Source organism: Eubacterium sp. An3, assembly GCF_002159465.1.
Classification (GTDB): Bacteria; Bacillota; Clostridia; order Lachnospirales; family Lachnospiraceae; genus Anaerobutyricum; species Anaerobutyricum stercoris.
Genome location: NZ_NFIR01000003.1, coordinates 65,338 through 77,934, shown reverse-complemented (window position 1 = coordinate 77,934; position 12,597 = coordinate 65,338). Strand labels below are relative to the sequence as shown.

The window sequence follows — 12,597 nt, the reverse complement described above, 5'->3', positions numbered from 1 at the left end:
CTGGAAAAGGTGAAGTACAGAAAGCATCATGGAGGTAGATATGAGCAGGAATCAACAGGGGGGCGGCAATCCTCGGCCCCGAAGTAGAAAAAGAAAAACGAACAGCATGGGATGGAGAGTTATTAAAACCATTGCCATCTGCCTGCTGGTAGCTTTTGCCGCGCTGGCGGCACTTGCCGTTGTGCGGGTGGGAATCCCTGTCGTATCCATGTACAGAAATGCCATGGAAGTCGTAGATCAGAGCACGGAGGATACTTTTAAGGCCGAGCAGACTTCCCTTGTCTATGACGTGGATGGAAATGAGATAAAGAAGCTGAAGGGAGAGAAAGATGTCCATTATCTGGAATACGAGGACATTCCTGATGCGGCAAAGCTGGCGATTATTGCCATAGAGGATAAGAATTTTACTTCTCACAGAGGAATCGATATCGAAGGTATTGCCCGGGCGGCGATCGCGCTTATCCAAAATCACGGAGAGATTACTCAGGGAGGAAGTACTATCACACAGCAGCTTGCCCGGAATGTTTTCCTGAATTTTGAAACGACTTACAGCCGGAAGATTCAGGAGATGTTTATCGCTGTTGCCCTGGAACAGAAGTATACGAAAGAGCAGATCCTGGAATTTTATCTCAATAATGTATATTTCTCCAATGGGTATTATGGCATTGAAGCGGCTTCGGAAGCGTATTTTAATAAGAGCGCAAATGAACTGACCATCTCGCAGATCGCATTTCTTTGCGCTATCCCAAACAGTCCGACCAGATATGATCCGTATGAGAACCCGGACGCCACTCTGGAGAGAAGGGACCGGATTCTGAAGAATATGTATGAAGAAGGCTATATCAGTCAGGATCAGTATGAGAAATCTCTGTCGGAGGAGATTACTGTGGAGCCGAGAAAGGAGACGCAGTCCAATGACTATGCGGAGACATACATTTTGAAGTGCGCCACAGAGAGCCTGATGAAAGAAAGAGGATTTGAATTCAAGTATACTTTCGATGATGCTGAGGAAGAGGAGGCATACAATGAAGAATACGACCAGCTTTATAATGTATGCCGTCAGAGTCTTTATACAGCGGGATATCGTATCTATACTTCCATTGACATGGATATGCAGAGTCAGCTTCAGGAATCTGTTTCCTCACAGCTTTCCATGTTTACGGAGAAGACGGATGATGGAATATATGAAGTGCAGGGTGCGGCGGTCTGTATAGATAACAGCACCGGACGGGTAGCCGCCATTGTGGGCGGACGCGAGGAGGATCAGGAAGGATACGGTCTCAACCGTGCCTACCAGAGTTACCGTCAGCCGGGAAGCGCCATCAAACCGCTTCTGGTGTATACGCCTGCCCTTGAACAGGGATATACAGCTTACAGCACCGTTGACGACAGCAGAATGACAGGAGAAGATGCGGTGTCCAATTCCGGATATTCCTATCTTGGACCGATTTCCCTTCGCCGGGCGGTACAGAAGTCCAGCAATGTGGCAACATATCGTCTGTATCAGGAACTGGGACCGGAAGAATGTCTGAAATATCTGGAAAATCTGAATTTTGCAGGTCTTGAACCGGAAGATTATGAATACGACACCACCTGTCTGGGCGGTTTCACAAAAGGTACCACAGCTGTGGAGATGGCAGCGGGATACGCAACCCTCGCCAACGACGGAAAGTACCGCACGCCGACCTGCATCGTGCGTATCACCGATGCGGACGGCAATGTGATCGTGCCGAATGAGGAGGAGAGCAAAGAGGTTTATTCCAGCAGCGCAGCCCGCAGTATGACGGATATTCTGGAAAGCTGCGTGACGGACAGCTCTGCCACAGCTTCCGGCTGTGCCCTTGATGTGGACACGGCGGTGGCCTGCAAAACGGGAACCACCTCTAACTATGTGGATGGATGGCTTTGCGGATATTCTCCGTATTACACTACCGCCGTCTGGGTGGGACGAGACGTCTATGAGCCGGTGGACGGACTGACAGGAAGCTCCTATCCGGAGGATATCTGGAAGAACTTCATGGATAAGGTGCATCAGACCCTTCCGGAGAAGGGATTTGATTCTACCATCGGAGAGAGCGACGAGACAGACAGTACACGGTCTACCCGCGCGACGACGGAGGAGGAAGCGGAGCAGGATATCAGTATGGATCAGGGCAGCCAGGGACTGGATGAAGAGAAGCAGAAGGACAGAAATAATAATAATTCATCCGACAGCAATGATCAGATTTCTAACGGCAATGCCGGTAATAATAACGGCACATCCGGCGGAAGCAACTCCGGCAGCGCCGGAAATAATGGCTCCGGAAGTGGAAGCTCCGGCGGCAGCAGTTCAGGAAATACCAGCAGTGATTCCGGAAGCGGCAGCTCCGGCAGCGGAAATAACTCCGGCAGCACAGGAGGTTCCGGAAGCGGCAGCAGCGGAAACACAGGAAGCAGCGGTGGTGAAACTTCCGGCGGAGGCAGCAGCGATAACGGCGGTTCATCCGGCGGTGACTCCGGCAGTGATAGCGGCGGCAGTGGAAACGGCTCAGACTCCGGAAGCGGAGACAGCGGAAGTTCTGGAAGCGGCTCGGGCAGCGGCAATTCCGGCAGTTCATCCGGCGGAAGCGGCGGCAGCTCCGGAGGAGCGTCAGCTCAGGGAGAATAGCCTGTGAGAAAAATTTAGAAAAAGAAAGGGGCTGCGGCAGATGAAAAGCCGCAGCCCTTTTGCAATGTGTGTCGATATTTATTAATATCTTCCCATGCCTGTTTCAGGTAGTTATCTTTAAATATAGTTCTTAGTTGTTATCCTCTTTGATAGTGTGTGTCACTGCGTACTCAGCAAGACGGTTCTTAATTCGGTCATGCGGATCAAGAAGTGCGCTGATGGAAGCCTCGTGGTTCAGAGAATCAATGAGAAGCGCGATATATTTGGATACATCACAGCTTACATACCATGGACGCTCCAGAAGCTCCGGTGTCTGATAGGTGCAGTTTGTGGTGATAACCTTGTAGATAAGGCCTTCCTCGTACGCTTTGTCAAAGGAGTCCAGACCATTGGTGAACATTCCGAAGGTGGAGATACAGAATACTCTTCTTGCATTTCTTCGCTTCAGCTCTCTTGCCACATCAAGCATACTCTCGCCGGAGGAAATCATATCATCAATAATCATCACGTCTTTACCTTCTACGGATTCGCCCAGGTATTCATGCGCCACAATCGGATTACGGCCGTCGATGACTACAGAATAGTCGCGGCGTTTGTAGAACATACCGATATTTACTTCCAGCACGTTGGCAAAATACATGGCTCTCTGCATAGCTCCCTCGTCCGGGCTGATGATCATCATATGGTCAGCGTCGATCTCGAGATCGTTGGTGGAACGGAGCAGCGCCTTGATAAACTGATAAGTCGGCATGATGTTGTCAAAGCCTTTTAATGGGATGGCGTTCTGTACACGAGGGTCATGAGCATCAAAAGTCAGAACGTTGTCTACTCCCATGCTCGCCAGTTCCTGCAGCGCGAAAGCGCAGTCCAGAGACTCTCTGGAGCTTCTCTTGTGCTGACGGCTCTCGTAAAGGAACGGCATGATGACAGTGATACTCTTCGGCTTGCCGGAAGCAGCAGCGATCAGGCGCTTTACATCGGCATAAATGTCATCCGGGGACATATGATTCTTATGTCCGCAAACGGTATATTCCAGACTGTAATTCAACACGTCGGCAATAATATACAAATCTGCTCCTCTGACAGAATCGGAAATCAGAGCCTTCGCCTCGCCTGTTCCGAATCGGGCGCAGGTAGACGGGATGATGAAGGAATCCTTCTCATAATCCTTGAAGACGACATTGCTCTTATGGTTATGGTTACGCTCTTTGCGCCAATTTACAATATACTGGTCAATCTTATCGCAGAGATCCTTGCAGCTTGGATGTACGATAATTCCGAGTCTTCCTACAGGGACAGTTGAAAACTTGCTATCATCTGGCTTCATAAATAGTCTCCTTTTTATCTTATCTTGGTGAATGGAATCAAATCCTGCTCCCGCGCTTTGGCGGAAAGCATCTGCATGATGGGCATCTGCCTGTTAAATGGATTCCTGCCCATCGAATCAACAGCCATAACGTTTATAACATTATCCCGGCTGATTAGTCAAGAGAAGAAACAGCCTTTTTGATACGAATATCTTCTCCGTAGATATGGAAATATTCATAAGATTCAATAAAACGGGAAGAAATTCTCTCCGTGTAAGCCTGACTGAGCTGTTTCAGAGATAAATTTGTACTGATAATGGTTGATTTCTTGTGGAGAATGCGTTCGTTAATACACAGAAAAAGCTGTGAATTAATAAAACCGTTATTTAGCTCCGTACCTAAATCATCAATGATCAGCAGGTCACAGTTTAATAGAAAAGTCAGTGTGTCGGAATTGCCCTGATTCCGTCGGAAAGTGTAGTCGGCCAGTTCAGAAAAGAACTGATGGGCGGTCATGTAGATGACGCTGTGTCCTTTTTCTAAAAGCTCTGCTGCGATGCAGTTGGCAAGAAATGTCTTCCCGACGCCGGTGTTGCCCGAGATGAGAAGATTATCTCCGGGTACCGCCTCAAAGGTATCAATGAAACGGCGGCAGCGGGCGAGAATTTCCCGCATGTTCTCCCGGGGCGACGGACAGCCCTCCCGTTCCGGACGCTCCGAATAGTAATCCAGCCGGAAATGCCGGAAGTTCTCCGTGCGCACCAGTTCCCGGAGATTGGACTGGTCGTACAGGACATCCAGAATATGCTGCTGGAAACAGTGACATTTCTCCTGTCCGATATAACCGGTATCCCGACAGTCCGGACACTGGTAGATGTCGTCCAGATAATCGGTCGGATAATGGTGGACAGCCAGCAGATTCACTTTCTCCATGGACAGCTCATAAATCTCAGATCTGAGAGCGGATCTGCCGTCCGTATCCGGATGAAAAAGCTGATATTTTGCAGCTTCTATGGAAATATGAGCGATCTTTTCATCAATGGCCCGAATCTCCGGGATGGCGTCATAGATCTCTTCCTTGCGCCGCTGATGCTCCATCTGATTGGTATGACGGATTCGTGCGTAGGAATCCATAATCGCCTGAAACTGTGTTTGTGAAAGTGCCATAGCCTACCTCCTGTTTTTCTCCAGCAGGCGGGATTCAAGGTCATCGTAATCATAGCTGCGCTGCTCGAAATTGTGAAAAGCATTTGTGGTATTTTTATTAAAGTTCTGGTTCTGGCGGTTCTGTCTGGCGGAAGACTTATCCTGAGAACCGTCGGCCTGCGCCGCCGCATGGAACCGCTGATCCAGAGAGCGTATATCCGCCACGCTGCGGACTCCGGACTTCTTCCAGTCATTTAAAATACGGTTGGCATAAGGAAAACTTGCCTGATGAGTCGCCAGAAGCGTCCGGTTGCAGGCTTCAATGATAATATCCGTTTCAAAGCCCAGCGAATTCCACTTCTTAATATAATCAAGCTCCGCCGGGCCAGGATTCCGGTTGATTCCAAAAGCCTTCATGACAGGAAAAACGTTCTGAGAGTACTGGCTGGATTCCGCCTTAGCCTTCTTTATGGTGTCAATGCCCTGCTGAAACCAATTGATGGCCACGCTTTCCATATAGCGGACGCTCTTCTTTCCTCTGCCCACGCAATACTCGATGAGATACTCCAGAAGTTCTGAGGAGAAATGCAGAGAATCCGTAATATAACAGAAACTGTTGAGCTCCGAAGCCGACAGGGGCCGTCCCAGATACGTCTCAGCCATATAAAGCGTCTGTTCCAGATCCGTGCCCTTGATAGACTTCTCCATCTCAGACATATTGCGGCTCTTCTTTTCCGGAACCTGCGGCAGCGTGGGATAGGAATCGCTGTCGCCGGCCGTCTGTGACGCCGGAGCTGTGGAAATCGTCCGGTCTGTCTGTACCATGTCCGGTGCGGAACTGTTTTCCGTATCTTCCATAGCCAGGAGTCCTTCTTTTTCCCAGTACTTTAACGCTCGGAGAATATCTTTTTGAGTAAGCTCCAGCGTATCTGCCAGCTGCTCGATCTCAACCGGAAGATTCTGATTCATCAGCCGTAGAATCAACAGATATATTTTCACATATTCACCGTCAGCTTTTATCATATAGTGATCTATAAATTCGTTGGGAAGTATGGTTGTCGTATGATGCAGTGTATTCTTCAGAGTAATTTTATCCATCGTCTTCACCCTCTTTTATATGGTTGCGCATTTTCCTGCTGCATATGCATACTCCTGCGGCGTGCGCATCATGGTTTGCAGACTTGTTATGGATTATTATGATAGCATATTTTTGAGGGAAAATACAGGTGTTTGAGAAGGAAATGAGGATTTGTCGAGGTGAGAAGGAATGATACACAGACGACGGCGGAACGGACATAAAAATTCAGCCGCCGACGCCCTCAGTTCAGACATTAGAGAGAAATCGACAAGCAGGGAGGAACCGCAATAAGCGGTTCACGGCTCCCGCCTTCCGTCATTGGAAAACGCCTGCTCCTTCGTGCAAGCACGGGAGCCAGACCTTTTCCAATTCCGCTCCCTGCTTCTCCCATAGTCTGTGCCATGTCTTCCTTCACAGGCCGGACGGCTCGAATTTTATGTCCGCAGGGGCCGTCTGTGCTATGGGGCCATGAAGTACAATACCGTCATTCTCTGTCTGACTGTTTACTCAGATTGCAAAAAAGCTCGTTCCAATCGAGGCATTTGTACCCTTGCAGCCGGCTCTCCGGGATAAAGAAACAAAAATTACGGTTGAAATCGTTATAACTTATGAAATAACCGTTATATTTTGACTGAAATTACGGTTAAGAATAAAAAAACAGAAATATAACCGCAACAACAGGAATCAGCCACGATGGTACAGATGCCGTCGAGTTGGAACGGAAGTTTTGCCATAATCTCAGTGATGCAATAGGACAGAGATTTGCGGCATGCTATCTCAATAGGAAAACACAGCGGGAAAGGTCGCGACGACTGTGAGCGCAGGCGTCATGGGAATGTTATCATAGATGTTTCCATAATCAGCCTGCCGAGGTGGAGGAGAAGAGCTTCCCGCCTGCGTTTTTCTATAGTGTATACAGCGTCGCAAATCTCGTCTGCTCCTACATCCTCAGATTTTATCAAAACCGCAGTTCCACCTCAACAAATCCCCATTTTTGTGGATAAAATTGTGGATAACCCGGGGATATCCTGTGAGTAAGTGTTGTGGTAGGAAATTGTGGATAATGTGGATAACTTTGTGGATAAATTGGGGCTTGACCTGCATTTAGGGGTGTTTGCCAGAAAAAAACGGGTAAAAATTGCAAGATATAGGGGTAAAACACAAAATATTCAATGTGGACAAAATGTATATAGGGTGGGGATATGTTGAAAAACGGCGAAAATTGTAAAATACTTCCTGTGGATATTGTGGATAACTTTTTGATAAAAATGAGGGGAAAAGCGCAGTCCTGCCGGCGGCTCTTTTCCCCATTGTGCTTAAAAGTAACTCATTAATTTTTAATCCCCATTTAAAATCCCAGACTCCCAAATTCTCCTTCCGGTACAGTCAAAGACATATCGAAGCCGGTATCCTCCCCGGCGACGACCTTGATGCGGTTCTCGCCCGGCTGCAAGGTAAAGGAGACGGTGCCTGCCGCGCTTTTCCCGGAATCCAGCTCCACCAGTGTGGTCACTTCTTCGTCCGGCGAGATGAGCGCCAGTTTAACCTTGCCGCTGTACAGCGTGATATCATAAGACAGCTCTGTCTCAAGGGTAGTGTCCGCACTGCAGTCCCAGATGGTATCCATCCCCTCCATCTTTTCCACCTGCGCGGAAAATGTATCCCCTTCATTGGACTGAGTGACATTGTTGAGGTTATAGGAATTGACATCGCTGGCGATGCTTTTGTCGTTATTGTAAGCTCCTGCGCCCAGGCCGCTGCATCCGGCCAGAAGGAGCGTGGACGATAATACGGCCGTCAGGATAAAATGTTTTTGTTTCATGAAAAATCACTCCTGTTTTTCTCCGCCGTCTTCTTAAGCAGCTCTTCCCCGATGGTCACCACATCTCCGGCGCCCATGGTGATGAGCAGGTCATGTCCTTTCACGTGGGAGAGGAGGTATTCCTCGATCTCGCCGAAGGTCGGGAAGTAATGTACGTCGCAGCCGGTGTCTTTCATGAGGTTTACGATATCCATGGAAGATACCATGCCGGTGTCCGGCTCTCTGGCCGCGAATATATCTGCCAGAATGACGTGGTCAGCTTTGGAGAGCACTTCGGCAAACTGCGGAAGGAAAGCCTTGGTTCTCGTGTAAGTGTGCGGCTGGAAGACTACCCACAGCTTGTCGTGCGGGTATTCTCGGGCGGCGTTTAAGGTCGCCTGAATCTCTGTCGGGTGATGTGCGTAGTCGTCGATGACGATGACGTCGCCGATATTCCCCTTGTATTCAAACCGGCGGTGGGTTCCCGTGAAGGAGAGCAGGCCGGCAAGAATCTGCTCCATGGACAGGCCGATGGCGCGGGAGCAGGCGATGGCGGACAGGGAGTTCATGATGTTGTGGGAGCCCTTCACCTTGAGGGTGATGCGTCCGATTTCCTCGCCGCGCACCACGAGAGTATAGGAACCATTTCCTTCGTTGTCATAGGAAATGTCTTTCGCTGTGTAGTCATTGTCCGCACCCAGTCCGAAGGTGATGACTTTCTGGGACAGTCCGGCGAGAATATCCGCCGTGTGAGACATATCGCCGTTGATGATGATTTGTCCGTCCGGTGCGGTCTGGGAAGCGAAAATGTGGAAGGAATGTTTGATATCATCAATATCCTTGAAGAAGTCCATGTGGTCTTCCTCCACATTTAATATGATGGAATACAGTGGATGGAATGCCAGAAAACTGTTGGTGTACTCGCAGGCTTCCGTCAGGAAAACATCGGACTGTCCTACGCGGATATTGCCGCCGATGCGGTCCAGCATACCGCCGACGCTGACCGTCGGGTCCATCTGACCCTGCAGAAGAATGTGAGTCAGCATGGAAGTGGTCGTTGTCTTGCCGTGAGTTCCGGCCACGGCGATGGAGCGGGCATAGTTATCCATAATCTGTCCGAGGAGTTCCGCGCGGCTCATCATCGGGATGCCCTTCGTCTTTGCAGCGGCAAATTCCTCATTGTCTTCGTGGATAGCGGCAGTGTACACTACCAGATCGATATCGTCGGTGATATTTTCCGCCCGCTGTCCGATGGCAATGCGGGCGCCGATATTTGTGAGATGACCGGTGATGTCGGAAGCCTTCATGTCCGAGCCGGAGATCGGGAAACTTCTGTCAATGAGAATCTCAGCCAGGCCGCTCATGCTGATGCCGCCGATGCCGATAAAGTGAATGTGGATTGGTTTCTGGAAGTCTATCTTATACATTTCTCTACCTCTGTTTCTGTCTATAACTACTATTTTAATGTGTGAACCTTTATTTTCTACGTTAGTATACCGCAGCAAAAAGGCAGATTCAAGTCTTTCTTCTTTAAGGAGATTCGAGGAATTTCCTATGGCGGCGGAATAATTTACAGGCTGAATCCAGCTTCCAAAACTCTGTTCCGAGTCATATATCAACAAAAAACCAAAATATAGAAGAAAAAAATCCAAAAAATGCATACAAAAGCGACAATTCGTCTATAAAAAATAAAATACGAAAGGAAATATGGTACAAATTATATAAAAAAATTTAAGAAATGATTAGTTTTTTGTGCTAAAATACTTTTAATTTAGAAGGTTGAGTGTTATAATAGGCATATATGTGACAAAGGGGTGATTCTTTATGATAAAAAAAGAAATGATAGCTATGTTACTGGCTGGCGGACAGGGCAGCCGTCTCGGTGTTTTAACATCTAAACTGGCAAAGCCGGCGGTTGCTTTCGGCGGCAAATACAAGATTATCGACTTTCCGCTGAGCAATTGTATCAATTCCGGTATTGATACAGTCGGTGTCCTGACCCAGTATCAGCCACTCAGATTGAATCAGCACATAGGGATCGGTATTCCGTGGGATCTGGACCGTAATATCGGCGGTGTGACCATTCTTCCGCCGTATGAGAGAAGTGAGAATACGGACTGGTATACAGGAACGGCCAACGCCATATATCAGAATATGGAGTTCATGGAATATTATCATCCGGATTACGTGATTATCCTTGGCGGCGACCACATTTATAAGATGGATTATGAACTTATGCTCGAGTTCCATAAGAAGAACGACGCCAAGATCACTCTGGCTACCTATGAAGTCCCGTGGGAAGACGCCAGCCGTTTCGGCCTTGTTATCACCGACGAGAATAATCAGGTTCTGGAGTTTGAAGAGAAGCCGGCGGAACCAAGAAGCAACAAGGCATCCATGGGCATCTATATTTTCAACTGGGATGTTCTGAAAGATGCGCTGGAACGCCTGAAAAATCAGTCTGGCTGTGATTTTGGTATGCATGTCATCCCTTATTGTCATGAGCGGGGCGATAAGATTATGGCCTACAATTATCAGGGATACTGGAAAGACGTAGGTACTCTTTCCGCATACTGGGAAGCTAATATGGAGCTGATCGATATTATACCGGAATTTAATCTGTATGAAGAGTTCTGGAGAATTTATACCAAGAGTGAAGTGCTTCCTCCGCAGTATTTCTCAGAAAACGCAAAGGTGAGCGGATGCATTGTCGGCGAAGGTACGGAGATTTACGGAGAGATTTATAATTCCGTGATAGGTTCCGGCGTCACAGTGGAGGAAGGTGCATTTATCACCAACTCTATTATCATGAACGGCACCGTAGTGAAAGCCGGCGCGCGAATTGAGAAGTCGATTATCGCTGAGGATTCGGAGATTGGAGAAAACGCGGAGCTGGGAGCATTTGAAGAGGCGCCGAATAAGTTTAAACCGAACATTTACAGCGGCGGGCTGGTAACTGTCGGCGAAGGATCCGTTATTCCGGCAAATGTAAAGATTGGAAAAAATGTAGCCATCGTGGGCAAGACCACCGCCGAAGATTATCCGAACGGCATTCTGGCAAGCGGTGAATCCATTATCAGACAATAGAGGGCAGGTGACATAGATGAAGGCGATAGGTATTATTTTAGCAGGCGGCAATAGTAAAAGGGTTGGTAAGTTATCAGATAAGCGGGCCATCGCGGCTCTGCCGATTGCGGGCAGCTACCGTGCCATTGACTTTGCGTTGAGCAATATGACGAATTCCAAAGTAAATAAGGTGGCGGTATTTCCGCAGTTTAACGCCCGTTCTTTAAATGAGCATTTGAGCTCCAGCAAATGGTGGGACTTCGGAAGAAAACAGGGAGGACTGTACGTTTTCACGCCGACAGTCACCAAGAGCAATAATTCCTGGTATCTGGGTACGGCAGATGCGCTGTATCAGAATCTGGATTATCTGAAAAAAAGCCATGAACCGTATGTGATCATTGCAGCCGGCGATGGCGTATATAAGCTTGATTATGGTAAGGTGCTGGACAGACATATTGAAAAGAATGCGGATATTACGGTGGTTTATACGACCATGTCTGATAAAGATGATGACCTGACCCGTTTTGGAATCCTGAAACTGGACGAGAACGAGAGAATCGTTGATTTTGAAGAGAAGCCGCTGGTGGCAGAGTCCAACAACGTATCCATCGGCGTATATGTAATCCGCAGAAGACATCTCATTGAGGTGCTGGAACGCTGCGCAAAAGAAGACCGGCACGATTTCGTAAAGGATGTCCTTGTCCGCTATAAAAATGTCCGTAAGATTTATGGATATAAGCTGGATACATACTGGAGAAATATTGCGACGGTAGAATCCTACTATAGGACCAACATGGACTTTCTCAAGAAGGATGTTCGGGATTACTTCTTTAAGCAGTATCCGGACGTATATTCCAAGGTGGATGATCTGCCGCCTGCCAAATACAACGCCGGTTCTGAAATCAAAAACAGTATCATCTCTTCCGGCTGTATCATAAACGGTAAAGTAGAGAATTCGGTTCTGTTTAAAGATGTTTATATCGGAAACAACTGTACGATCAAGAATTCTATCATCTTGAATGATGTGTACATTGGAGATGATTCTTATATTGAAAACTGTATCGTAGAGAGCCGCGATACCCTTCGTCCGGGTACGAACTATATAGGAACTGATGGGGAGATTAAAATAGTAGTAGAAAAGAATGTTCGATACATTTTATAATTTCAGAACGTTCTTCAGGAGGATTACACATGCAGATTACAGACATACGCATTCGCAGAATATCAAAAGAGGGCAAAATGAAAGCGGTCGTATCCATCACATTTGACAACGCATTTGTGGTACACGACATCAAGATCATTGAGGGGGAAAAGGGATTATTCATTGCCATGCCGAGCCGCAAGGCAGCCGACGGTGAATACCGTGACATCGCTCATCCAATCAACTCCGAGACCCGCGATACCGTCCAGAGCATGGTGCTGCGCCGGTATGAGGAGCTCATGGAAGAGGTGGAAGATGAAGGCGGAGAACCAGCCATGGAACCTGCTATGGAAGCGGTGATCTAAGTTTATATCAGATAAGTAATAAAATGACCTTCCGTACGGTCCCTTT

9 protein-coding genes are annotated in these 12,597 nt (G+C 47.9%); 4 read left to right on the top strand and 5 right to left on the bottom strand.

Annotated features, from left to right (window positions below):
• Positions 1-40 precede the first annotated feature (40 nt).
• Positions 41-2,647 (top strand): transglycosylase domain-containing protein, encoded by a 2,607-nt coding sequence (locus tag B5F87_RS04630; RefSeq protein WP_087277529.1) that lies wholly within the window; start codon positions 41-43, stop codon positions 2,645-2,647.
• Positions 2,648-2,777: 130 nt separating this feature from the next.
• Here B5F87_RS04630 and B5F87_RS04625 read toward each other — a convergent pair whose 3' ends face one another.
• From B5F87_RS04625 to murC, 5 genes are all read right to left on the bottom strand, one after another.
• Positions 2,778-3,974, bottom strand: coding sequence for a ribose-phosphate pyrophosphokinase (locus B5F87_RS04625; RefSeq protein WP_087277526.1), 1,197 nt, complete (start codon positions 3,972-3,974; stop codon positions 2,778-2,780).
• Positions 3,975-4,128: 154 nt separating this feature from the next.
• Positions 4,129-5,121: an ATP-binding protein gene (locus tag B5F87_RS04620; RefSeq protein ID WP_087277524.1), complete on the bottom strand. Its 993-nt coding sequence runs from the start codon at positions 5,119-5,121 to the stop codon at positions 4,129-4,131.
• Between the two features lie 3 nt (positions 5,122-5,124).
• The gene (locus B5F87_RS04615) at positions 5,125-6,198 is read right to left on the bottom strand and encodes a DnaD domain protein (RefSeq protein ID WP_087277521.1); all 1,074 of its coding nucleotides are present in this window, start codon (positions 6,196-6,198) and stop codon (positions 5,125-5,127) included.
• A gap of 1,328 nt (positions 6,199-7,526) precedes the next feature.
• Entirely contained in the window at positions 7,527-8,000 is a 474-nt protein-coding gene (locus B5F87_RS04610) for a hypothetical protein (protein ID WP_087277518.1), read from the bottom strand.
• Complete coding sequence (gene murC, locus B5F87_RS04605) at positions 7,997-9,406, bottom strand: UDP-N-acetylmuramate--L-alanine ligase (protein ID WP_087277515.1); 1,410 nt, start codon at positions 9,404-9,406, stop codon at positions 7,997-7,999. Before murC ends, B5F87_RS04610 begins: the two co-directional genes overlap by 4 nt.
• Before the next feature lie 397 nt (positions 9,407-9,803).
• Between murC and B5F87_RS04600 the strand changes: the two genes are divergently transcribed.
• From B5F87_RS04600 to spoVG, 3 genes are read left to right on the top strand one after another with little or no spacing between them, the layout of a single operon-like run.
• Positions 9,804-11,066 (top strand): glucose-1-phosphate adenylyltransferase, encoded by a 1,263-nt coding sequence (locus B5F87_RS04600; protein ID WP_087277512.1) that lies wholly within the window; start codon positions 9,804-9,806, stop codon positions 11,064-11,066.
• A gap of 16 nt (positions 11,067-11,082) precedes the next feature.
• Entirely contained in the window at positions 11,083-12,207 is a 1,125-nt protein-coding gene (gene glgD, locus B5F87_RS04595) for a glucose-1-phosphate adenylyltransferase subunit GlgD (RefSeq protein WP_087277509.1), read from the top strand.
• 29 nt (positions 12,208-12,236) lie between these two features.
• The gene (spoVG, locus tag B5F87_RS04590) at positions 12,237-12,551 is read left to right on the top strand and encodes a septation regulator SpoVG (RefSeq protein ID WP_087277506.1); all 315 of its coding nucleotides are present in this window, start codon (positions 12,237-12,239) and stop codon (positions 12,549-12,551) included.
• The last annotated feature ends 46 nt before the right edge of the window (positions 12,552-12,597 follow it).